The 23643-nt window shown below is 40.0% G+C and carries 18 protein-coding genes; 4 read left to right on the plus strand and 14 right to left on the minus strand.

Annotated features, from left to right (window positions below; all coding sequences use genetic code 11):
• Positions 1-27 precede the first annotated feature (27 nt).
• The gene (locus DF947_RS21740; protein ID WP_109932874.1) at positions 28-801 is read right to left on the minus strand and encodes a DNA-formamidopyrimidine glycosylase family protein; all 774 of its coding nucleotides are present in this window, start codon (positions 799-801) and stop codon (positions 28-30) included.
• A 311-nt stretch (positions 802-1112) separates the two neighbouring features.
• Positions 1113-1727 carry a hypothetical protein gene (locus DF947_RS21750; RefSeq protein ID WP_109932876.1) on the minus strand — a complete coding sequence of 205 codons (615 nt, stop codon included), beginning with the start codon at positions 1725-1727 and terminating at the stop codon, positions 1113-1115.
• 126 nt (positions 1728-1853) lie between these two features.
• On the opposite strand from DF947_RS21750, the gene DF947_RS21755 reads away from it, so the two are divergent.
• Together DF947_RS21755 and DF947_RS21760 are read left to right on the plus strand one after the other, a co-directional pair.
• Positions 1854-2423 carry an arylesterase gene (locus tag DF947_RS21755; protein WP_109932879.1) on the plus strand — a complete coding sequence of 190 codons (570 nt, stop codon included), beginning with the start codon at positions 1854-1856 and terminating at the stop codon, positions 2421-2423.
• Positions 2424-2427: 4 nt separating this feature from the next.
• Complete coding sequence (locus DF947_RS21760; protein ID WP_109932881.1) at positions 2428-2880, plus strand: hypothetical protein; 453 nt, start codon at positions 2428-2430, stop codon at positions 2878-2880.
• Positions 2881-2949: 69 nt separating this feature from the next.
• Here DF947_RS21760 and DF947_RS21765 read toward each other — a convergent pair whose 3' ends face one another.
• Entirely contained in the window at positions 2950-3771 is an 822-nt protein-coding gene (locus DF947_RS21765; RefSeq protein WP_109932883.1) for a transporter, read from the minus strand.
• Positions 3772-3917: 146 nt separating this feature from the next.
• Entirely contained in the window at positions 3918-4439 is a 522-nt protein-coding gene (locus DF947_RS21770) for an RNA polymerase sigma factor (protein ID WP_109932885.1), read from the minus strand.
• A gap of 253 nt (positions 4440-4692) precedes the next feature.
• Here DF947_RS21770 and DF947_RS21775 point away from each other — a divergent pair, with 253 nt between their 5' ends.
• Together DF947_RS21775 and DF947_RS21780 are read left to right on the plus strand one after the other, a co-directional pair.
• A complete protein-coding gene (locus DF947_RS21775) occupies positions 4693-5247 on the plus strand; it encodes a YciE/YciF ferroxidase family protein (protein ID WP_109932887.1) in 555 nt (184 codons plus the stop codon).
• Between the two features lie 16 nt (positions 5248-5263).
• Positions 5264-7456 carry a catalase gene (locus DF947_RS21780; protein ID WP_205940835.1) on the plus strand — a complete coding sequence of 731 codons (2193 nt, stop codon included), beginning with the start codon at positions 5264-5266 and terminating at the stop codon, positions 7454-7456.
• Between the two features lie 81 nt (positions 7457-7537).
• On the opposite strand, the gene DF947_RS21785 is transcribed toward DF947_RS21780, so the two are convergent.
• From DF947_RS21785 to DF947_RS21830, 10 genes are all read right to left on the minus strand, one after another.
• The gene (locus DF947_RS21785; RefSeq protein WP_109932891.1) at positions 7538-8017 is read right to left on the minus strand and encodes an ankyrin repeat domain-containing protein; all 480 of its coding nucleotides are present in this window, start codon (positions 8015-8017) and stop codon (positions 7538-7540) included.
• Between the two features lie 75 nt (positions 8018-8092).
• The gene (locus DF947_RS21790; protein WP_109932893.1) at positions 8093-8275 is read right to left on the minus strand and encodes a hypothetical protein; all 183 of its coding nucleotides are present in this window, start codon (positions 8273-8275) and stop codon (positions 8093-8095) included.
• Between the two features lie 150 nt (positions 8276-8425).
• The gene (locus tag DF947_RS21795; protein WP_109932895.1) at positions 8426-12457 is read right to left on the minus strand and encodes a hybrid sensor histidine kinase/response regulator; all 4032 of its coding nucleotides are present in this window, start codon (positions 12455-12457) and stop codon (positions 8426-8428) included.
• A 55-nt stretch (positions 12458-12512) separates the two neighbouring features.
• The gene (locus tag DF947_RS21800; protein ID WP_109932897.1) at positions 12513-13589 is read right to left on the minus strand and encodes a glycoside hydrolase 5 family protein; all 1077 of its coding nucleotides are present in this window, start codon (positions 13587-13589) and stop codon (positions 12513-12515) included.
• Between the two features lie 38 nt (positions 13590-13627).
• Positions 13628-14674 carry a glycoside hydrolase family 43 protein gene (locus DF947_RS21805; RefSeq protein WP_109932900.1) on the minus strand — a complete coding sequence of 349 codons (1047 nt, stop codon included), beginning with the start codon at positions 14672-14674 and terminating at the stop codon, positions 13628-13630.
• Between the two features lie 2 nt (positions 14675-14676).
• Positions 14677-15768, minus strand: a complete 1092-nt coding sequence (locus DF947_RS21810) for a glycoside hydrolase family 43 protein (protein WP_240615437.1) — start codon at positions 15766-15768, stop codon at positions 14677-14679.
• Positions 15769-15822: 54 nt separating this feature from the next.
• On the minus strand, positions 15823-17358 hold the full coding sequence (locus DF947_RS21815) for a RagB/SusD family nutrient uptake outer membrane protein (protein ID WP_205940836.1): 1536 nt from the start codon (positions 17356-17358) through the stop codon (positions 15823-15825).
• 19 nt (positions 17359-17377) lie between these two features.
• Positions 17378-20545, minus strand: a complete 3168-nt coding sequence (locus DF947_RS21820; RefSeq protein WP_109932907.1) for a SusC/RagA family TonB-linked outer membrane protein — start codon at positions 20543-20545, stop codon at positions 17378-17380.
• Positions 20546-21069: 524 nt separating this feature from the next.
• The gene (locus tag DF947_RS21825) at positions 21070-21891 is read right to left on the minus strand and encodes an alpha/beta fold hydrolase (RefSeq protein ID WP_109932909.1); all 822 of its coding nucleotides are present in this window, start codon (positions 21889-21891) and stop codon (positions 21070-21072) included.
• 315 nt (positions 21892-22206) lie between these two features.
• Positions 22207-23640, minus strand: coding sequence for a SusD/RagB family nutrient-binding outer membrane lipoprotein (locus tag DF947_RS21830; RefSeq protein ID WP_109932912.1), 1434 nt, complete (start codon positions 23638-23640; stop codon positions 22207-22209).
• Positions 23641-23643: the final 3 nt, after the last annotated feature.

Genomic DNA, 23643 nt, shown 5'->3' on the forward strand with positions numbered 1-23643 from the left:
ATGCATTATACTATATACACCTTTGCATTACCCAAAATGTGCCTGCCCTTTTGTAAAATAAGTCTTCCTTCCTCCCAGTGTTTCCACCATAATGGCTTCTCCCTTTGCCGTCTCTTGAAGTTGAGGATTGTGGATTCGCATAAAATCCCGCAGTTCGCCTGTTAGTTCATCACTATTTTCTCTGGCAATTTCGGTTATGGCCTGAGTTAGTACAGTGTGAATGCTTTTATATAATTTTTTAACCTGTTTTTCGGGAATGGATTTGGATATAGAAAAAGGGGAAATACCGGCATGATATAAAATTTCATCCGAATACGAATTGCCGATGCCTCTAATCAAATGCTGATCCATCAATAACGTTTTGATCAGGCTCCGTTTTTTGGCCAGCAATGCGATAAAATCGCTTTCTTTCAAATCAAGCGCATCTGGTGCCTCTAACTTCGTGGGGTTTAGTGTTGGTTTGGCTTGTTTTTGAAGATCAATTAATGCAAAGGCATTGCCACCCTTAAAGTGGAAACCCAGAATCTGAAACTTTGGTGGTGCATCCTGGTTAATCAATACCAGTTCACCCCGCAACATTAAATGCAGGCCAAGTACCTGATCGCCAGAAAAATTAAGCTGAAGCGTTTTTCCTTCCCTTTTAATGCTTTCTAATGTTCGCCCCTCTAGTGTCCGCTTAAGTTCCTTTCCGTTAACATTAATTTTCTTGGCCACACTCACCTCAAGGGTTTCCAATACCTGACCTTTAAATCTTCTGCCTAAAATTTGGGCAAATACGGTTAAATCGGGAAGCTCTGCCATATCTTTATTTATCTACAAGAACCAGTTGTAACTTCCAATAGTTGCTGTGACGTGGCTGTTATCCGTTTGCTTTAATGTAATCGGCAATCTTAGCCCTCGAAGAACTTCCCGATGCCTGTGCCAGCTCTTTATATTTTGCTGCAGAAACCCCCTGCCTGTTTAGCTGCGTAAGCCACTTCGTTTGCATCGTTTAGATCCACCTTGGAATCTTCTCTGCCATCCTGTTTACTTTTGTTATCGCTCATCGTTTTTAAGTTTTATAACACAACAGCTTTTAAAATAAAATGGTTTTTACAACCTGAAATATTTGATCAGTTTACGCCAATCACGATAAAATAATCCTCGCCCGCCCGCTTAACCATCAAATCCAAATGATCGTCGAAATCGGCCAGATTTAAAACCTCATCTTTTAAAAAAGTGCCAAATACCTCTAAATCGGTTTCGGGTTTAAGCAAAACCTCCAGCGTTTCGCTGCTCTTCCATTCGGTAGCGATAATTTCTGGATAGGCACCTTTTAAGATGGCCGGAAAACCTTTTCTTGAAAAGGCTTCTCCCAACAAATTGGCAATGTCATAAATGTATGGTTTTAAGGCTTCGTCATGGGTATGCCATTGTAGGCCTTTTTCCTCATCTTGCCACATCGAACCCAGATTATTTTCATCCAGTTTTACCGCATAACACTCCCCCGAGCTTTCTACAACAACCTGTTGCTTACCCTGGTCGGTCTCCAGGTCAAAAATATATCTTTCCATATGAAGTGTGGGTTCTAAAGCCTTAGCAGGCTGTACCGGTTTTCTCTTTTGCGATAATAGATAAGCTGCCGTGAGCGAAAAACCCAGTATGCCACCTAATATTAATCCTTCTTGGTGTTTGCCAAGCCATCTTTCGATGGCTTTAAAATAAGGTTTACTTTTTTGCGCTTCCATATGGGCATAACAAGACCTGGGCTTGTTAAGTTTTGTAAATCTTTAAGCTTGTGGCTTTTAGCCTGATAAACAACCGCATCAAAAAACTTTCCTTTTTAAAAATGGTTAATTCTTTTAAAAGCGCACATGAAAGAAATCGTATTTTTTGGCGATAGCCTTACTGCAGGTTACGGATTAAAAAATCCAGCCAAAGAATCAATGCCGGCATTAATCGAAGAAAAAATCCTACAGCTGGGTCTGAATCTACGGGTCGTCAATGCGGGGATTAGCGGCGATACTACGCGTTCGGCCTTGGCCAGAATACACCGAAGCTTAAAGGGCGAGATAGGCATTTTTGTGCTCGAACTTGGCGCAAACGATTTTTTAAGAAGTTATGATGTAGGCGAAGTTCGAATGAACCTTCAGATGATGATTAACCAGGTACAAAAAGCCTATCCGCAGGCATCCATCCTCCTGCTGGGCATCGAATTACCGGTCTGGGCACATAGTGCAAACAGTGCGGGCTATACCAATGTATTTGCCAGTCTGGCTAAAGAAAACGATATAGAATTGGTGCCTTCTTTTCTTAAAGGGGTAGCAGGCATTCGCAGTTTAAATATGTTCGATGGTGTACATCCACTTGCATCGGGATATGTGGTCGCAGCGGATAACATTTGGCCTTCCCTTTTAAAGCTGATTGAAAATCTAAAATCATAAACAGATGAGGCGAAAAAGCAACCAGATAGAAGCCGAAAATTTTGGGCAAGCTAGAAATGATGAGCAAAGGGGTTTGACCGAAAAAGCCATTAAAGGCTATTCCAGCATCCTAAAGAAAAATCCGCTCCATCTGGATGCCACTGCACGCCTATTGGTTTTATTCCGAAAAACAAAAAATATAGACAATGAGATTGACTTATTGCGTACATCAATTGCGAGCCATGAAAAGCACATTGAAAAAGCACAGCAAGCCTGGATTGCCGAGCACCGGCAAATTGCAGAAGATTCCCGTGAGCTGGCTAAAATGCTCGGATTGTTAAATGCAAAGGAATTGCCTTTTTACGAGCATGAAGTATTGCAGAAATGGAAAAAACGCCTAGATGGCTTAGAAGTCAGATCAACAAAGATCAAAGCGAAAGTCTCCAAAAAAACATCATCATCTAAAGCCAAAGCATAGGCGAGGTGTTTTGATTTTTAATTTCATCCAATAGCCGCTTTATCGCCTTTAAATTAGGGGATGAATGGTTTATAACCTAAACGATAATCCCAAAAAATAACTTTTCATGGCCTCATGCTGTAAACCATAATTAAGTCCGCCATCGAGTTTGATGTCTTTTGCAAGCTCAAACTGTAAGGCCGCATTTAAAAAGTTATTCCATTCATGCCCCTGTATATCATAGGTGTAATACGTTTCGGCTATGGCATCCAGCTTTTTACATAAAGGGTGGCTGATGGTTAAAGATTCCAGTATTTGGGTTTTATATCCTTCGCCCTGCTCAAGCTGTAGTCGATCCATTTCGATCTGCATGCCAAGCTTCCATTCCCCGCTAAACTTTAGGGCCATCGGTACAATCAGGCCGCCTTCGTACTGATCATCCTCTTGTGCCCGAGCAGTCGGAAATTTCAGATAAGGCAAAAGTGCAATGGCGAAATTGCCCTTGTCGTTACCCAAAAGATTCTGCTTGATTCGCAGGGTTAAATCACCAAAACCATGGTTACGCTCAATTTCTCCACCACTTTGGGTTTTGTTTAGCGTGTAGCTTTCAACCACCAACTGCACAGCTGTTGATCGGCCAATGCCTAATTTTAAGTTCGCCTGGTTAAAAAACTGGGTGGTAAGCTCTTGTTCGCCCTTTGTTTTTTCCAGTCTGTACAAATCCGTTTCGACCTGAAAATGACCGGCATCTGTAGTAATGGGCGATTCCGTTACATCAGGCCGATCGGTTTCCATCTCCCGCAACTGTGCCTTAGGCACCGGACGAAAAAGACTATAACTTTCTTTATGCTGTGCTTTAAGGTTAAAAAACGCAAGGAAAATAAATGCGCTTAGAACGAGGGCTTTTTTCATGGGATTGGAGTTTAAAGGAGAACATCATTTTTGGTACAATGTTTTGCATCCTCGCCATCTGCTAAATGTTAAGTTAGCAATTGCATAGACCTACCTTATAAACTGAAGATGGATCTGCTTCATAAAAATCGACTACCCTGATATTATTAATGCATGCCACCTCTATCCTTATAAGTTCTTAAAAATTTTTTTAGCTCTAGCCGGGCCTGATGTATTCTGGTTTTTACCGTGCCCAAGGGAATACTAAGTTCATCGGCAATTTCCTGATACTTATACCCTTCAAAATATCTTTGAAAAGGAATTCTGCAGTCATCGTCCAAACTGCTTAATGCTTTCTGTATATCTCCCATAATAAAACTATTCTCCGAACCATTCTTCGAAGCACTCGGCAACAACTGTGCACTGGAAATATCTTCTTCCGTATTAACAAGCAGATCACGCTTCTGCTTTTTCCGATAATCGTTCAGGAAAGTATTGCGCATAATTACATACAACCACCCTTTTACATTGGTACCACTTTCAAAATTGTGGCAAAAACGGATTCCCTTTAGTAAGGTATCCTGCACTAGGTCTTTTGCCTCATCTTCGTCTCTCGTAAACTGTTTCGCATGCGAATGAAGAGAGGATGCATGAAGATCTGCTGCTAGGCTAAATTCTTTCTGGTTCATCTTGTCAGTTTATTTAAGTTAAAAGCAAAATCAAACTGCTGGTTTGGATGCAGTTTCAAATTTTATACTGATTATTTATTATAATAATTATCGCTTAACATCAAACAGAATTCTTGGTTTGTAATTTTTAAAATTTGAGTATAAAAACTTCATGTTACCGTGTTTATACGGTTAAAACATGCAAAAATCAATTTAAAAAAAACTAATCCCCTAAAAATGGAGTTGTCAATCAACAACCCTAATAAAACATATTATGAAAACACAGGAAACCGGAAGCAGCCCCAAGTTTGCTTCCAAAACTACCCAACAGGATGCACCGGCACTCAGCGTGCTTTTTAAAGATTCAATTGCAGACCTGTACTGGGCAGAGAACCATCTGGTAAAAAACCTTCCGAAGATGATTTCCGCCGCAACTGCACCAGAATTAAAAAGTGCCATTACTGCCCATCTTGAAGAAACCAAAGGACATGTGGTAAGACTAGAGCAGATCTTTGAACTGCTTGGCGAAAAAGCAATTGCCAAAAAATGCGATGCGATGGAAGGCATTACTAAGGAAGGTGAAGGGATTGTTGAAGAAACCGAAGCCGGAACGGCAACCAGAGACGTTGGGATTATCCTGGCTTCACAAAAAGTTGAACATTATGAAATTGCGAGTTATGGCGGTCTCTATCAATTGGCAACAACATTGGGATTAACAGATATTGCAGATATTCTGGAGCAGACCCTTGCCGAAGAGAAACTGGCAGATGGCAAACTGACCGATATTGCAGAGAACGAAATCAATTACAAAGCAGCCGACGAGGCTTAAGAGGGAGGTAATGACTATGGCCAAAAAATCATCAGAAAAAAGCAAGGCTCCTGTACAACAGGAAAATGATAAAACACAAAAACTGGAATCCTTTATTGCGGATTCTACGGGCGAATTCATGACCACCAATCATGGCCTAAAAATAAACGACGATCAAAATTCCTTAAAGGCAGGCGATCGTGGCGCCACCCTGCTGGAAGATTTCATTCTAAGGGAAAAGATTACGCATTTCGATCATGAGCGGATTCCCGAACGTATCGTACATGCGAGGGGATCGGCGGCCCATGGAACATTTAAGGTTTACGAAGACATGTCGGAAGTTACAAAAGCCGCCTTCCTTTGTGATCCGGGTGCAGAAACGCCTGTATTTGTCCGCTTTTCTACCGTTGCTGGCTCAAGAGGCTCATCCGATCTGGCTAGAGATGTAAGGGGATTTGCCGTAAAGTTTTATACTCAGGAAGGTAATTTTGACCTTGTTGGCAACAACATGCCCGTGTTCTTTATTCAGGATGCCATAAAGTTTCCCGATTTGATCCATGCGGTAAAGCCTGAACCGGATAACGAAATGCCACAGGCTGCCTCGGCGCACGATACCTTTTGGGATTTTATTTCGCAGATGCCCGAATCTTCGCACATGGTGATGTGGGCCATGAGCGATAGAGCGCTTCCCCGCAGTTATCGAATGATGGAAGGCTTCGGTGTACATACTTTCAGATTAGTTAACAAACTGGGCGTAGCAAGCTTCGTGAAGTTTCATTGGAAGCCTCTATTGGGCGTACACGCGGTGGCATGGGATGAGGCACAGAACATCTCAGGTAAAGACCCCGACTTTCATAGAAGAGATCTTTGGGATGCTATTGAAGCAGGTGCTTTTCCTGAATGGGAACTGGGCGTACAGATTGTACCGGAAGAAGACGAGTTCAAGTTTGAGTTCGATCTTTTAGACCCTACAAAACTAATTCCCGAAGAGCTTGTTCCAGTACAGCGCATCGGAAAAATGACACTGAACAGAAACCCCGATAACTTTTTCGCCGAGACTGAACAGGTTGCCTTCCATGTTGGACATGTGGTTCCGGGTATTGATTTTACCAACGATCCGCTTTTGCAGGGCCGTCTGTTCTCTTACACCGATACACAGCTGATCCGTTTAGGTGGGCCAAATTTCCACGAAATCCCAATCAACAGGCCAGTGGTGCCGGTACATAACAACCAACGAGACGGACACATGCGCCAGACCATTAACCGGGGGAAAACCAGTTATGGGCCCAACGCAATTGCTGTGAATGATCCGCAACAGGCCAAGGCTTCAGAAGGTGGCTTTGTAAGTTATAACGAAAGAATAGATGCTAAGAAAATCAGGGCAAGAAGCAGAAGTTTCTTCGACCATTTCTCTCAGGCCAGACTATTCTTCAATTCGCAGAGCGAACCTGAGAAAAACCACATTACCGACGCCTTAAGTTTTGAGCTCGGTAAGGTAAAAACGGTATCGATTAGGGAAAGGATGCTGGCTGTTCTGGCTCAGATTGATAAAGGCCTAGCTGCGGAAGTTGCCTATGCTTTAGGTTTGCATATTCCAAAAATACCGCTGGAGGAACTCAACAATAGTATTCCGGCCGATGGAGAAAGAACAGAATACGCTTCAACCAATCCAGAGGGCAGTCTGGCAAAATCTGAGGCATTGAGTATGGCCGGAACGATAAAGGACACCATCAAAACCAGAAAAATTGCCATTCTTGCTGCAGATGGAGTTAACGAAAAATCATTAAGTACGGTAAAAGATGCGCTAATTGCGGAGGGCGCCGTGGTACACATCATCGCTCCAAAACTTGGTCAGATTATTTCGGAAGAAGATAAGTTAATCACAGTAGATGAAAGTCTTCTTACAGCAGCTTCTGTACTGTATGACGCAGTATATGTACCTGGTGGCGGTAACTCCGTGGCAACACTGGAGGCTGAAGCCAATGCGGTTCATTTTCTGAATAAGGCATTTAAGCATTGCAAGGCCATAGCAACTGATGCCGAAGCATTGCAGGTATTGGAAGCTACTTATTTCTTTAAAAAACTTCCGGCAGAATATACGGAAGAAACCGTTATGCGGGAAGGAATACTTGTTTCCGGAAAAACAAAGGAACTTGCGGGCACATTTGTAAAAATGATTGCTATGCACCGTTTTTGGGAGCGTGAGAATCCACGAAAGATTCCAGCATAGAAGATAAAAAAATGAAGGCCAATTGGCCTTCATTTTTTTTATCCTATTATTCCAAAGTTAATTAATAGCCTTGCAATGGGTTTATACAATGCTTTCTAAAAGCTGTAAACCTGTTTCATTTCCCTGAAGCGCAGCAAATTCAGTGGCGTTCTTCCCATTTACATCAACTATTGTGGCATCAGCGCCTGATTCCAATAACAATTTCAATATCTCATTACGGCCAAACATGGCTGCAAACATGAGTGCGGTACCGCCATTTCCGTGTTGTAGGTTTAAGTTTGCCCCTCGCTCGATTAATAGCTTTGCAATGTCTTTATAGCCTTTAAAAGAAACACCCATAAGCGGTGTGTTTCCGCCATTGTCAGCGGCATTTAAATCTGCTCCTGCATCAATGAGCAGTTCTGCTGCTTCCTTTTGGTTGTTGTAGCAGGCAATAATTAGGGGCGTATACCCCTTTTCATCCCTGTAGTTTAAATCCACATTTCTGCGGATGAGTTCCTGTATAACTTCTATTTCCCCTTTCCTGGAAGCCGGTATAATAAGCTGGTTTAGATCTTGCATGATGGTACAACCATAATAAACTTTAAAAGTTTTATGTAAGGAAAATTGCTGAGAAGCTGTAACGCTGATTAGCAATTATTTTAAGATCAGTATCGTACCGTTGCTTTTTGATAGAATAAAATAATAACTGATCATGTTGAATCTTTTAAGGATATCTATCTTTTCAATAATGCCTTTTTTTCCATATTCATCCTCTACAGAATCACCAATACTAACCGCATCCAGTTCAACGAATGTAAAACTTCTTTTTATCATCATTTTAGTAAGGATTAGTTAAGACTAAATGAAGAGAACGTATTTATACGTAAAATTGTTTTAATCAACCATTTATTTAAGTTTTAACTGCTCCTTTCCTCTTTTCAGGATGGTGGATTTAGTTGCGCCAGATTTTCATAAGTTATTTGTTTTTTATTCCAGTAATCGTTCTTTACTATTTTTATATTTTTCGGCAAATTCGCTTGGCGTAAGCAGAAACTGCGTATAAAAACATTTACTAAAGTACGAATGTGAATTGAAGCCAACCATATAACCGATTTCAGAAATTGTATATTCTTGCTGCGCTAAAAGTTTAGCTGCCATTTTAAGGCGTATTAAACGTACAAATTCATTGGGCACATGACCGGTTTTTGCCTTAATTTTTTTATAAAGGCTTGATCTGCTTAGGCCAACTTCCCTGCCCAGATCTTCGATAGAAAGCTGTGGATCAGAAATTCGCTCTTCAATAATGCTGGTAATCTTATCCAAAAATTTCTTATCCCGATTGCCGCTAATCAGAATATCGGTACCTTCTAAGGGGCTTTGGGCAAAACGCTGTTTCAGCTTAAGCTGGAGCTCCAACAAATTTTTAATAATCAGTGAAAGCTGTTTCCATTTAAATGGTTTAGTAATATAAGCATCGGCACCACTTTCCAATCCTTCAATCTCGGCATCGGTATTGGTTTTAGCCGTAAGTAAAATTACCGGCAAGTGGCTATAGTTAATATCGTTTTTAATGGTTTTGCAGAGCTCTACGCCATCCATTACCGGCATCATTACATCAGAGATCACAATATCGATATGGTGTTTGTCCAACTGTTTAATGGCCTCTGCACCATTTTTGGCCTTAACAATTTGATACCCTTCGGCCGTAAAGCTTTTTACAAGAAAATCAAGCAATGATGGGTCATCCTCAACCAAAAGAACCGATTGCTGCCCTTCCGTTTCATCGATAATGTCCTCTACATCCGCGAAGTGATCCTCATGCTGTTTAAAGGGAATCAACATGGTGAAAATGGTTTTCACACCTTCCTTACTTTCTACCCTTAATTCTCCTCCATGCTTTTCGGTAAGCGATTTTGCCAAAGCCAGACCTATTCCTGTACCGCCCAAATTGGTGTATTGGTGCTCTGAAGTAGACACTTTGAAAAATTTCTTGAATATCGAATCGATTTGTTCTTTCGGAATTCCTATTCCATCATCTTCAACGCTAATGGAAACCATTTGCGTACCATTCTTGACTGTGTAGAGATCGTTAATTTTGATTTCGAGCTTATGCCTTGCAAACTTAAAGGCATTAATTAACAGATTGCTCAAGATTTTCATTAGTGCTTCCGGATCGGCTTCTATATTTAAATGCTGAAAATGACTGCTTAACTTAAACTCCAGTCGGTTTTTAACCGCTATAGGCGAAAAACGATCTCGAATGCTATTCACCAGATAAATCAGCTCGATCGGTTCGGTATGAATATCGAAAATATCACTTTCAATGCGTCTAAAGTCTAACAGTTGATTGACTAGGGTGAGTAAGCGATCGGAATTTTCTTCCATAACCTGCAACTGATCCAAACTTTCTGGATCTTTCTGCTTTTTGGAAAGCAGTCTTTCCAATGGCGCAATGATTAACGAAAGCGGCGTTCGGATCTCGTGTGCCATGGCGGTAAAAAATTCGATTTTCTGCTTATAAAAATCCTGTTCGCTTTTGTTTTTTAATCTTTCTAACTTAATTTCATTTTTTTTACGCTCCTTATCATAAATGTATTTTCGCAATAAGATTGCAGTAATTACAATTACGATTAAATAAAAGAGATAAGCCAGATTGGTTTTATAGAACGGCGGCAGAATTCGAACTTTTATCGTCGAAACTTTACCGTTATCATGCATCAATTCATCGGTTTCCTTTACCCTAAAAACATAATCGCCTGCGGGCAAATTGGTATATGTTGCTTTTCGCTGGCTTCCAACATTGTTCCAGTTCTTATCAAAACCATCCATTTTAAATGCATATTGAATTTTGTTGGGCGCAATAAAACTCAGCGAAGCATATTCTATACTTAAAACCGATTGATCGTGATTTAGAACAATTTCCTGTGTGTAATTGATCGATTTTTTTAAGGGGCTATTTTCAGCATTTATATCTAAATCCTTATTAAATAACTGAAAATTGGTAAACGAAATTCGAGGGGTGGTTACCATGCTCTTAACCTGATTGGGATAAAAAGCATTAAAGCCATTGATGCCCCCAAAATATAATTTACCGGATGAATCTTTGTAATAGGCCTTGTAATTGTATTGCTGGCTTTGCAGGTTGTCCCACTTGCCAAAACTCCTTTTGCTTTTAGATTTTGGATCAAATTCGAAAACCCCATTGTTGGTAGAAAACCACATTTTACCGGAATCGTCTTTTACTATTCCGTAAACCACAGCGCTTTTGGTCCAGTTTCCATCTTCATATACCTTAAATTGGCCCGTTTTTTTGTTTAAAACATTTAGACCTCCCCCATCAGTGCCTAGCCATAAATTGCCTGCATCATCATCAAGTATGCAGATGATTTTATTGGAGCTTAGCGAACCTGCTTTTTTAGCGTATGCATACTGTGTAAGCTGTTTTTGTGCATCCATTCTGATCAAACCGTTATCGTAGGTTGCAATCCAGACAATATGGTCTTTATCTTGATATACTTGATAGATACAGCTTTTTTCTAATTTTTTTCCCTTAATTCGGATGAAGCAGTCTTTTGCTGGATCGTAAAGATTTAACCCGGATATGGTCGAAATCCAGATTCTGCCTTCTCGATCTTCATCAATCGAATACACGCTGTTATCGCTAAGTGTGCTAGGATTCGACGGATTACTTTTATAGCGCTTGATTTTGCCTGTTGTTGCGTTTAAAATATTCAGCCCTCCAGTGTACATGCCGATCCAGATATTACCGCCCTTATCTTTGTATAAGGCATGGATGTTATGATAGGAAAGGCTATCCTGATTGGCGGAAAAAGGAAATTTTTTAAAGGTTTTATCTGCAGCATTAAAAAAGTTTAAGCCTCCATCTTCGGTACCTACCCAAATGTTTCCGGGCTTTGTTTCTAAAAAAGCACTTACCGCATTGCCAGAAAGTGAATTTTTTACACCTGATGGATAGTAAAATTCGAAGCCCAGACTACTTTCGTGATAGTAATTTAACCCACCAAAATAAGTTCCGGCCCAAATACCTCCTTCCCTATCCTTAAAAACATTGTAAACTGCATCGTCATTAATGCTAAATGGATCGTTGTTTTTATTTTGATAAACGGTAAATCGCTGATTTTTTAAATCGAAAATATTTAACCCCTTTTCCGTTCCGAGATATAAAAAGCCTGGTTTTGGTTCGTAAATTGCCCGTACAATATTATCACTAATGGAATTGCCTGCCGATTTTTGGTAAACATTAAATGTATCGTTGCTTTTGCGCCAAACGTTTAAACCCCCTGCCATTGTACCAATCCAAATATCGCCCTGGCCATCCTTATACAAATCGAGGATTACATTACTCGATAATTTTCCATGTGCTGATGATGCACCATAATGCATTACCTTACGGCTGGAAGGGTTTAGCACATCTATACCTTGGCCGTAAGTGCCAATCCAGATGTTTCCAGCATCATCTTGCAACAACTTTGAAATTTCATTTGATGATATTTTATTGGTAGAGGATGTAGAAAAGTTGACGAGTTTTTTATCCTTGTTCTGAAACTGATAGATTCCTTTTTCTTTGGTCGCGATCCAAATATCACCGTTTTTTGATCGGATAATGTCGTTAATAAAGAAGTGCCCAAGTGGAGCAAAGAGCGTGAATTTTTCGGTTTCCAGATTGAAAATGTAAATCCCCTCATCGGTACCGATCCAAAATGTTTTTGTATCGTATTTAAATATCTTTCGGATAAAGTTATTGCCAAGACTTCCTGCAACACCTTTTTGATATTGGAAAGATTTAAAATTATAACCATCAAACCGGCTTAAACCATACTTGGTTCCAAACCACATGTAGCCCTGATCATCTTGTTCAATATCCCAAATGGTATTGGCACATAAACCATCGGTAACGGTATAATGCCTAAAGAAAATTTTTTGGGCTAATGGCGCCTGTGTTAAAAACAGGCTAAAAAAAAGTAACAGGGCTATTGCCCTGCTTAATTTTTTAATCATAATAAATGGTTAGAATACTTATGCCAATATACTCATCTTTCGGTTGCTGAATAGCCTATTTTATTCCATTTAGTTTTTTAATCAGTTCTACTTCATCGGCTTTGTATGGCTTTCCATCTTTATGGAAAATATCATGAAACCATTCTTTTGGTTCTTCTCCATTTTTCAGTGGTGTATCCCAGGCATATTTGGTATTCGATTTTCCATCAACCAAGCCCCAGTTAATGGCACCAATATTTTCCTTTTTCAGTATTGGCATTACATTTTCAAAACGGCTACCACGAGTTCGGGCCATGTATTCCGTACAGATCATTGGTCGCCCGTGAGACCTGAGCATATCGATAACCCTTTGGTGCCATTGCGGTTCTTCGTAGTCGTGATAGGTAATTACATCAGAGTTTAGCGCCTGAAAAGCATTTAATTCCTTAAAATCCCAGGCCCAGAGACCAGCACTAATTGGTTGTTCAGGATTTACTGCCCTTGCCCAAATAAATACATTTTTTAATAAAGGTAAAGAGGCCGTTAACTTGCCAGAATTGCCCGGTTCATTATATAAATCCCATAAAAGAATTCGTTTATCCGTTTTAAAACGTGTCATCACGTCCTTAACATATTTTTCAAGTGTAGGAAAGTTGGCCTGTTCTTTAAAATCCGGATCTCCAGGATCTTGCACCCATCCTGAATTGTGAATGCCCAATTTTGGTTCTGGCTGTTTTCCAATTTTGGCCTGTTTGTTCCAGCAATCGTCAAAAAATACAAAAATTGTTTTAATGTGGTGCTTATCTGCAATGGTTAAATATTGATCCATTCTTTTCTTGAAACCAGCCTGATCCTGTTTCCATGCCAGGCTATGTAAATAAACCCTCATGGTATTAAACCCAATGCCTTCTGCCCATCCAAGTTCCTTATCAATTGTGGCTGGATCAAAACTATCGGCTTGCCACATTTCCAGTTGATTAATGGCCGTACTCGGCAAAAAATCTGCACCATTAATCCATTTATACTGTTTATACCAAGCGTTGGCCTTTTCTATTGACCATACTTTTCCAACAATTTCGGTTTTATCTTGCGCACTTGCTTTTAAAGTAAACGCTGCAAGAAACAAGAATAGATAGTTAAAATACTTTTTCATTTAAGATCTTTTGAATTATAGAAATCTGTTCCGCAGATTTATTTCTTTTCTGACGGAATTTTTAATTTTTGTGTGGTTTTTATCGGTTTGCCAAAATTTGGAGATCCATCTGCATTCCAGGTAAATTTCTGCGCTCGCGGAGATCGCTGTCCGCCACAACCTTGCCCAGGGCCTGCATTTGCATGATAAAGAATCCAGTCTTCTTTTCCATCCGGTGATTTAAAAAAAGAATTGTGCCCGGGAGCATAAACGCCATTTTCTGGCGATTGCTTAAATACAGGCTGTTTACTTTTCTCCCAGGAATTGGCATCCAAAAGATTCCTGCCTTTTAAGGTTAGCATACCCAGCGCATAAAAATCTGTCCAACAGCCACTGGCAGAATAAATTAGAAAGACCTTTTCCTTATTTATCAAAATCTGCGGCCCTTCGTTTACATCCACATGTGGTGGGTTTTGAGGGTCGTTTAAATCTCCATGTTTTTCCCAATCAAACTGTGGCGTGGATATTTTGTGTCTGGCACCATCAATTGTCCAGGGGTTTTTCATTTTCGCAATATAGATTTCCTGCTTTTGATTCACATCACCTTCCCAACCGGCCCAAATCATATAAAGCTGTTTTTGATAAATAAATACTGATCCGTCAATAGCCCATTTATCGGTTGCGTCGGCCACTTTTCCCTTAAAAATCCAGTTGCCCTTAAGCGGATCTATACTGGAATTTTCCAAAACGTACATTCTGTGGGTATTGTTGTTGCCATCATCCGCAGCAAAATAAACATACCATTTTCCATTTATAAAATGAATTTCTGGCGCCCATAATTCTTTTGAATAGGCCTTACCTGCCGGCGGAAGAAAAATTGTTTTTTTCGTTGCAGTTTTTAAGTCGGCCAGATTTTTGGTTTTCCAGATTACCAGTTTACTTTGCATAGACTGGGTATAATAATAATACCCATTTTTATAAATGCTCCAAGGATCGGCACCTGAGGGCAATAGCGGATTTGTAAAAGTTTGGGCAAAACAGCTTGTAGCGCCCAATATGGCCAGACAGGTTAATGTAAACTTTAAGAGAATTTTATTTCTGATCATTTTTATTGTTCTCCGGAAGGTTTTGTAATCTGTAATCCAGTAGCTACGGGTTCCCCAAAATCAGGACTACCATCGGCTTTGAATGTGAATTTTTGCATTCTGATGTTTCTTTTATCGGCACAGCCCTGATTTGTAGCCGAATTGGCATGATAGATAATCCAGTTTTCTTTTCCATCGGGAGATTTAAAAAAGGAATTATGACCAGGACCAAAGGCACTGTTTTGAACCTGCTTAGAAAATACCGGTTGGGTTGATTTTATCCAATCGGTTTTAACCAGTGGATTGCCACCAACTTTAAGACTTAACATGCCCAGTGCATAATCATCAGTACCGCAGTAACTCGCTGAATAAACCAGAAAGGCTTTATTATCAGAAGTAAGTAATACTTCTGGCCCTTCGTTTACGCCAAAACCATTTTTCTCCCAATTGTATTCTGGCTCGGTTAGTTTTGTTGCTGTTCCCTCTAAAGTGTAAGGATTTGTCATTTTAGAAATGTAGATATTCTGGGTCAGGTTAACATTCGTTAGATCAGGTCTTCCACACCATAAAAAATATCGGCTTCCATTAAATTCGAAAACGGTACCATCAATCGCCCAAAAATCGGCACTTGGGCTAAAAATCCGGCCTTTATCTACCCAGGTTCCCGTAGTTGGATCAGCACTGCTGTTTTCTAAAACCCAGGTTCTCTGGCTAATATCCGCACCATTTCCTGCCGTGTAATAGATGTACCATTTGCCGTCAAAAAAGAACATTTCTGGTGCCCATACATTTCTTGAGTTTTGCGCACCGGCTGTTGGGGTATATACAGTTTTTGGAATCGCAGTAGCCAGTTTAGACATGGCCGTGGTGGTCCATAAAACAATCGAACTCCCATTGGTTTGTAAATAATAATAAACGCCATCTTTTTGAAAAACAGAGGGATCGGCACCATTCATAATTGGATTGGCAAAGGTATTTGCCGCTGTAGGTGGTATTACCGGCTCTATTGGGGCTGGGCTTCCGGATTTTCCGCAAGATAAAAATGTTGCAATCACGAAGCTCCCAAAAATCAGGTTTAGGGAGTTGCGTTTTATACGTTTTAAACTGTTCATCATAACGGTATCTGATTTTTTGGTAAGGCAAGCGGCGTTTAACCACTTGCCTTTAAATTAATATTTGGGATTTTGCGTTAAGTTTGGATTTAAATCTATATCGCTTTGCGGAATTGGATAAAGCTCATGTTTTCCAACAATAAAGCCAGAAAAATCAGCATCTCTGGTTGCCAGTGCCGGACCTAAATCTCCCCAACGGGCTAAATCTGCCCAACGCCAGCCTTCGCCAGCCAATTCGGTAAGGCGTTCGTGTTTTAATTGTGTTAAAAACTGTGCCTGAGATAAGCCCGGTTTTGCTGCAGTTAATGTAGCAAGCCCTGCACGCTGTCTTACTCTATCCACAAAGGGATAAGCTTCAGCAGTTCTGTTTAAACCATTAAGGCACTCTGCATACATTAGAAGAACATCAGCATAACGGATTAAACGGTAATTATTTGGAGAACGGAATCCTTCCTGATTTTTCCAGTGATCATTAAGCAATTTGCGGAACCATACCCCATTGGCATCTGGTCCGTTGCCATAACGGCTTGCGAATGTTTGGCCATAAACAATGGTTGCCGTTGGCCCTGCTGGGTTTGCATTGTTAAAAATAAACGAAGCGGCCAAACGTGGATCTTGCGCACCGCCAACGGTGGTTTCCTGCAAAAACTCATTTACTACCCATCTACGAGCGGCACCATCAGAAAAACCAACACCTGGAGGCGCAAAAAACTGCGAAATTGAAGTTCCTGTATTGTTAATTCTGGTTTCATCAACATCATCATCTGTGCTTTCAGATTGATTTTCGCTAAACTGAATTTCAAAAACAGATTCGCTATTGTTTTCTTTTGAGATGATAAAGTTGTCGCGATAATCTGCTGTTAAGCTGTACGTAGAACTACCTGGGCCAGTTACGAGATAAGCAAAAGCATCTAATGCAGGTTGATATAATTTTTGTTGCAGATAGGTTTTTCCAAGCAATGCATACGCAGCGCCCTTGGTTGCCCTACCCAGATCACTTGCGGGATAACTTGTTGGCAAATCGGCAATTGCTTCGGTTAAATCTTTAGCAACCTGAGCATATGCCTGTGCCGATGTTGTATTGGCAGGAACATCTTTTGGTTGCGAGGGTTCCAGCATCAACGGTGGACGGCCATAGTAAAGCGTCAGATTAAAATAAAATAAAGCTCTTAAAAATTTAGCTTCGGCAATAATTCTTCTTTTAGAAGCTTCATCCATATTAATGGCCGGTACATTTGCGATAACCTGATTTGCCCTAAAAACACCTACATACAAGGTAGACCAGGTTTGTGCCGTTAAACCATCGTTATAATTGGTTTGGTTAAAACGCATTAAGTTATTTAGCCCGCCATCTCCACCAGAACCAAAACCTTCATCCGATTTTAAAATACCGTGGTAAAACATCCAGCGTGAGTATAAACTCGCCGTACGATAAAATGTACTGTACACCGCGTTAATTCCTTTTGTTGCATCAGCACTCGTTTTCCAGAAACTGGCTATTGTAGGTGCATTCGGATTAACAGCGTCGAAATCTCTCTTACATCCCGAAAGGGCAATAAAAGATGCAGCCAAAATGATTATATATTTTTTCATGATTTTTCTTTATTGATAATTAAAATCCTACACTTAAACCAAATGATATTATTCTTGCCGATGGATAATTTCCATTATCAACACCAGGTTCCAAATTTGGATTTGCGCCTACAACATCAGGATCGAGACCGCTATATTTTGTAATGGTGAACAGGTTTTGTGCACTTACATATAAACGGGCATTGCTGATGTTTGCTTTTGAAATTAATTTAGATGGTAAACTGTAACCCAATTCTACATTGCGCAATCGCAAGAATGAACCGTCTTCTATCCAACGATCGGTGTTGCCTCTTGCATTTTCATTTATACCTCTATCGTTTGGAGCAAACTGATAACCCAACCGCGGAAACGTTGTGTTGGTATTGGTCGGTGTCCAAGGATTAATGGCCTTTCTGTAGTTGGAATTGCCGTAACTATCTAACTCTCTTAGCACATCATTGTATAATTTTTGTCCGAATGCACCATATAACTGCAGCGATAAACTGAAGTTTTTATAGCTTGAATTAAATTGAAGACCTGAGGTAAATTTCGGGAAAGGAGAACCTGCAAAAACACGATCCTTATCATTAATATCATCATTTGTACCACCATCTACCGTGTTTACATATCGAATGTCTCCTGGTTTTGCATAAGCACTTTGTGCTTTATGTGCATTTATTTCTGCCTGACTCTGGAAAATGCCATCTGTTTTTAAAACATAGTATTCGCCAATTGAACGGCCAACCTGAGTTCTGGTATTGCCAGATTGGATGTAGTTTTTTGGTAGGCCGGTATCTAAATCGATCCCTAAGTTACCCAGTTCCAGAACCTTATTTCTAACTATGCTGATGTTTCCGGCGATATCCCATTTAAATGCGCCGCTCAATTTCGGGCGGTAGCCCAAACTCAGTTCTAACCCTTTATTTTGGATTGAGCCGATGTTTACAATTGGATCACCTTGCAAATTACCCAAATACCCTGGTAAGGGCTGACTTAGCAACACATCCTCTGAAACAGATCTAAAAACATCGAAATTAACCGTAAACTGATCTTTAAACAATGAAGCATCAAATCCTAAGTTTGTGGTTTTTTTCTTCTCCCATCTTAAATCACCAGAAGCCAGTTTTGCCTGTATAGCACCAGCATTTGTAGTTTGTCCCGTTCCAAATATGGCATCTGGCGCCTGATTTAAGAAACCGATGTATTGGTAAGGACTTAAAGTATTAACACCTAAAGCTCCATAAGATCCACGAAGTTTCAAATCCGAAACCCAATCTACTTTAAAGAAATCTTCTTTTGAAATTCTCCAGCCCAGTGCGCCCGATGGGAAATATCCGGTTCTAAACTGAGGAGAAAAGCGAGAATCCTTGTCGGCACGGAAAGTGAAGGTTACTAGATATTTATCATCGTAAGTATAATTTAACCGGCCTAAATAAGAGTTTAGCAGGCTTTTATACAGCTCGCCAGATGAATTTCGGCCATCGCCGGCTGTAGATCTTAACGTGGTAAAATAATCGCCACCAAATTGTGCAAGTTTAATACCGCTTCCCAAAGTATTATCTGTTTGGGTAGTTTGTTCAGTATAACCTACAACACCATTAATGCGGTGTTTACCAATGTTATAATTATAGTTTAAGGTATGTTCTAACAGGTAACTCAAAAATTGATTGCGGTTATCGGTTAGCTGGCTAAAATCTGGAGACTGGTTTTGATACCATGAACCATCTTTTCTGATGGATTTACTTTTATCAAAACTGGTTTCAACACCGGCATTAAATTTATAGTTTAAGCCCTCGATAATTTTAAAATCTACGTAGGCATTTCCCAAGATTTTGGCAAAATTCGATTTTACTGAAGTAATGTTTGCAATTGCTGTTTGGTTACGCGAAAAAGTATTGATGCTTGCATTAGAACCAAAGCCCCATCCGCCCGGATTATTTGTGCTGATCAAGGCATTATCCTGAACGGGAATTAAGGGGATGCTTGTAAACATATCGTACCAAGGATTACCGGCAAAGGCACCGCCCTGAAATGGAGATCTTGCCGTAGAGGACGAAATGGCTAAATTTTCTCCAAATTTAAATCTCCCTTTTGTGGTTTCGGTATTTACCCTAAAAGATGCACGCTCAAATTCTCTGGCAATTAAAACACCCTTATCTTTAAAATATCCTCCAGAAATTAGATATTTTGATCCATTGCCTCCACCAGAGATGCTCGCATTGTAATCTTGTACAGAACCCGTTCTTAAGGTTTCATCAATCCAATCGGTATTTACTCTTCCATTGTATGCCGCAACGCCAGGCTGGATTGCAACATTAGAATTCTGATAAGCTCTTGTGTTGGTAGCGGCGTATTCATTAGCATCCATCATCTCGTATAACTTATGAACTTCCGAAACGCTGTATCTAGAGGTAACCGATATTTTAGCCGGACCTTCCTTTCCTTTTTTTGTTGTAATTAAGATTACACCATTACCTGCTCTAGAACCATAAATGGCTGCCGCTGATGCATCTTTTAAGATTTGAACATCTTCTACATCATTCGGACTAACAGTTGTATTTGGATCAGCAATCATCCCATCAATTACATACAGCGGACTTGCATTTCCGAATGTTGCCAATCCACGTATGTTTACTACCGCTTCCTGACCCGGAGCACCGCCATTCCTTACGGCAACACCCGGAGTTTGTCCCTGTAAGGCTTCTGGTAACGAACGGGATACGAGTTTTTCTGTATTGCCAATATTTACAGAGCCTGTTGCACCGGTTAAATCTTTTCTTCTTATGGTTTGATAACCGATAACCACAACATCATCCAAACTTGTATCTGATGACTGAAGCACTACATTAATGGTAGAAGTTGCAGAAACTGAAACTTCTTTTGCGGTATAACCGATATAGTTAAATACAAGAATAGCGTTTTCTGGGACACTGATGCTAAATTTTCCGTTAACATCCGTAACCACGGTTTTACTGCCTCCTTTTAAACTTACAGAAACACCAGGCAAAGTTTCGCCGGTTGATGCTGTTACCGTTCCGCTAACTACAATGTCGGCTTTGCTTTTTCTGATTTCTGAATCATTTTTGTTATTTGCCTTTGCGTAATCTGGAGCTACCATTGCTGCCAAAACAAGTGGCAAGACAAGCATCTTCTTAAAATTACTTACCCGATGGATATGAAATACATTAAGTAAAATTTCTTTTTTCATAATTGGTTTAATTGATTTTGGTTAGTTAATAGAGTTGACGAAAAATCTTCTGGATGATTTTTTGTCATCATAAAAAGCTCTGCTCTTGCTCATGAGAGTTAGATTAGTTAATACTTGGTTAGTTAGTGGAGAACCTTTGGGAGATTTCTCACAGAACAATTTTAGAGATTTAGCAGGCCAAACAATATAAAAATTGCATCTAAAACTATAACAATTGTTGATTTTTGAATTTTACAAGAACTCCCAATCAATACACAAAAAACTGATTATCAATAATTTATTATTTTTAATCTGTTATACTTATAAGAACTTGAGTATAATTTATCCAGAAAATAAAGTAAGAGGATAATTTCCATTATCACTGAACCTGAGGCTATGATTTATTAAAAGACCGTTTGAAGTTTTAGGCATATGCTGTCTACCTCTGGAAGAGGCGAGGGAAGGAAAAGAACAATCCTCCATGCATTAAACAAAAAAAAAGTCCTTGAATTAAATCCAAGGACTTTACAACAACTCAATTTAGCTTACGATTTTATAAAAGCTAAAAGATCTGCATTTATGGTTTTGGCTTCGGTGGTTGGCATACCATGCGGAAAGCCTGGATATGAAATCAGTTTACCATTTTTTAATAGGGTAACCGCTTTTGCTCCCGTGAGTGGGAAAGGAACAATCTGATCATCTTCTCCGTGCATAACCAATACCGGAACTTCTACGCTCTTAAGGTCTTCGGTAAAATCGGTTTCAGAAAATGCTTTAATGCAATCGTAGTGTGCTTTTATGCCGCCCATCATTCCTTGGCGCCACCAATTATCTCTTACACCCTGCGATACTTTTGCTCCATCGCGATTGTACCCATAAAAAGGAAGCGTAAAATCCTGAAAATATTGTGGCCTATTAAATGCAGTGCCCTCACGAATCTCATCAAATACCGAAATTGGAATACCTTCGGGATTGGTTTCTGTCTGTACCATTAAAGGTGTAACGGCACTGATCAGTACCGCTTTTGCAACACGGCCCTTACCATATTTTGCTACATAACGAATCACTTCGCCGCCACCTGTAGAATGGCCAATGTGTACGGCATCCTTCAAATCCAGTGCCTGTGTAAGTTCGGCAACATCGGCTGCGTAGGTATCCATATTATGTCCATTGGCAGTTTGGCTCGATCGACCATGGCCTCTCCGATCGTGGGCGATTACCCTAAAGCCCTGATTGAGAAAAAACATCATCTGTCCGTCCCAATCATCTCCCGACAATGGCCAGCCATGATGAAAAAATAAGGGCTGTCCTGTTCCCCAGTCTTTGTAATAAATTTCTGTACCGTCTTTTACTGTGATCTTACTCATTGTTTTAGATTTTAATAATAGGGTGAAATAAAAATTGATGATTGATCTGGCTCAAAGGAAATTTGGATAGCGCTGGCCTATTGGTTTTCAATTTATTCTTCATTTAAAACCCAGGCTTTGAAAAACTAAAAATAATAATTTAAAGCTAGAAAATGCTGTAACCAACATTACTAATTCTTTAAGAAATTAAACTTAGCGCTCAAAATAAAAATCTTCTTAAGCTTCTAACTTAGAATCAGTAAATTACACAAAAGGCACTTTAACAGTTTAAGGTGCCTTTTGCATAATAATTACGATGATTAAATCACATCCGCTTTAATTTACATCAAACCATAGTTTTGTGGTGAGCAAATCTGCCCCTTGATTGGCTACAGCATTTTTATAACTCTGAAGGTTTAAGGATTGTTCCGTTCCCGGATAGATAAAACGCACTGGAATCTGTCCGTTCAATACTGTATTTACAGATGCGTTTAGCTGTGGATAGTCTAATCTGCGTCTTTCTGCCCAGGCTTCCAATCCTTGCCCAAAGAGTGCAATCCACTTTTGTTCGCCAATTGATTTTTTATAATTTGATGGATCGTACTGTACCGAAGCCTGTGCGTAATATGCATTCGCTGTTGCATCAGAAAGACCATATTGTTTCAAAGATGCCTTAACCGCCTGCTGATAAAGATCTGCAGCATCTTCAGTGGTTAATCCCCTTGCTGCGGCCTCTGCACGATCAAACAAAAGTTCTGCATAACTAAAAATAACCGCTGGTGCCTGAGGCAATAAAAAGTAAGCACCCGGCTTCGATGTTTTTGCAAAACCGAGGTTACTGGCTTCAGAATTTGTTAATCCATTCGGCAAACCCACGTATTCCTCGGGCGTGGCTGTTTGTGTCTTACTGGCAAAAATGGCCAAACGCGGATCGTTTAAACTAAACAGTTTATCTACAATGGTTTTACTTATTCTGTAATCATCACGAGTATCGAATTGTGCACTTACCGGATTTTGCTGTGGCGATATCTGATAAATGAGTTGAGCAATATCTGTATTATCACTAATGTACAAATCGCCATCGGCCTTAATTTCATCCAAAACCTGTTTGGCTTTTGCCGGCTCTCTATCCGCAATGCGAAGTGCAATTCTAAGCCTTAATGAATTGGCCAGTTTTTTCCAGCGGGCAATGTTTCCATTATAAATAACATCGCCACCTATTGCTTTACCAGCCGGATCAAGAAAAGTTTTGGCAGATTTTAAATCAGCCAATAAACCAAAATAAACATCTTTTTGCTTATCGTAAGCTGGTGTTATGTAATCTTTCAGATTTCCGGCCTGGCTGTAAGGAATATCTCCGTAGGCATCGGTAAGCAAAAGAAAAGTCCACGATCTTAGGGTTAAGCCCACACCTTTATAATTTGGATTGCTTGTGGTATTTCCGATTTCAATAATTTTATTGAAACTGGTAATGCTTTGCGAGAAAGCAGTAGACCAAAGCGATGTAAAACTGCTGTTTGAATATATAAACCGATCTTCCTCCGTATACTGAACTTTTGCCCATTGCTGTACAAAAAGCAGACTGGAATTCATGTTGTTTGTGGTTCCCCAATAAGCATCGACCGTATTTTTGATGGCTCCCGTTAAAAGGTAATCTGGCTGTGCATTTTCTGTGGCGTTAGGGTTAATGTTAACTTTATCAAGCTCCTTACTGCATGATGCAAGTGAAAGTGCCAAAACTGCGATTAAATATATAGAGTTCTTTTTCATGGT

The sequence above is a fragment of the Pedobacter paludis genome, assembly GCF_003173575.1.
Lineage (GTDB): Bacteria > Bacteroidota > Bacteroidia > Sphingobacteriales > Sphingobacteriaceae > Pedobacter > Pedobacter paludis.

What these genes read in the sequence shown, in the direction of transcription:
- DF947_RS21810 (WP_240615437.1), bottom strand. Translation starts at nt 15,768, where the DNA reads ATGATGAACAGTTTAAAACGTATAAAACGCAACTCCCTAAACCTGATT.
- DF947_RS21755 (WP_109932879.1), top strand. Translation starts at nt 1,854, where the DNA reads ATGAAAGAAATCGTATTTTTTGGCGATAGCCTTACTGCAGGTTACGGA.
- DF947_RS21820 (WP_109932907.1), bottom strand. Translation starts at nt 20,545, where the DNA reads ATGAAAAAAGAAATTTTACTTAATGTATTTCATATCCATCGGGTAAGT.
- DF947_RS21815 (WP_205940836.1), bottom strand. Translation starts at nt 17,358, where the DNA reads ATGAAAAAATATATAATCATTTTGGCTGCATCTTTTATTGCCCTTTCG.
- DF947_RS21790 (WP_109932893.1), bottom strand. Translation starts at nt 8,275, where the DNA reads ATGATGATAAAAAGAAGTTTTACATTCGTTGAACTGGATGCGGTTAGT.
- DF947_RS21780 (WP_205940835.1), top strand. Translation starts at nt 5,264, where the DNA reads ATGGCCAAAAAATCATCAGAAAAAAGCAAGGCTCCTGTACAACAGGAA.
- DF947_RS21775 (WP_109932887.1), top strand. Translation starts at nt 4,693, where the DNA reads ATGAAAACACAGGAAACCGGAAGCAGCCCCAAGTTTGCTTCCAAAACT.
- DF947_RS21795 (WP_109932895.1), bottom strand. Translation starts at nt 12,457, where the DNA reads ATGATTAAAAAATTAAGCAGGGCAATAGCCCTGTTACTTTTTTTTAGC.
- DF947_RS21800 (WP_109932897.1), bottom strand. Translation starts at nt 13,589, where the DNA reads ATGAAAAAGTATTTTAACTATCTATTCTTGTTTCTTGCAGCGTTTACT.
- DF947_RS21750 (WP_109932876.1), bottom strand. Translation starts at nt 1,727, where the DNA reads ATGGAAGCGCAAAAAAGTAAACCTTATTTTAAAGCCATCGAAAGATGG.
- DF947_RS21785 (WP_109932891.1), bottom strand. Translation starts at nt 8,017, where the DNA reads ATGCAAGATCTAAACCAGCTTATTATACCGGCTTCCAGGAAAGGGGAA.
- DF947_RS21770 (WP_109932885.1), bottom strand. Translation starts at nt 4,439, where the DNA reads ATGAACCAGAAAGAATTTAGCCTAGCAGCAGATCTTCATGCATCCTCT.
- DF947_RS21830 (WP_109932912.1), bottom strand. Translation starts at nt 23,640, where the DNA reads ATGAAAAAGAACTCTATATATTTAATCGCAGTTTTGGCACTTTCACTT.
- DF947_RS21825 (WP_109932909.1), bottom strand. Translation starts at nt 21,891, where the DNA reads ATGAGTAAGATCACAGTAAAAGACGGTACAGAAATTTATTACAAAGAC.
- DF947_RS21805 (WP_109932900.1), bottom strand. Translation starts at nt 14,674, where the DNA reads ATGATCAGAAATAAAATTCTCTTAAAGTTTACATTAACCTGTCTGGCC.
- DF947_RS21740 (WP_109932874.1), bottom strand. Translation starts at nt 801, where the DNA reads ATGGCAGAGCTTCCCGATTTAACCGTATTTGCCCAAATTTTAGGCAGA.
- DF947_RS21765 (WP_109932883.1), bottom strand. Translation starts at nt 3,771, where the DNA reads ATGAAAAAAGCCCTCGTTCTAAGCGCATTTATTTTCCTTGCGTTTTTT.
- DF947_RS21760 (WP_109932881.1), top strand. Translation starts at nt 2,428, where the DNA reads ATGAGGCGAAAAAGCAACCAGATAGAAGCCGAAAATTTTGGGCAAGCT.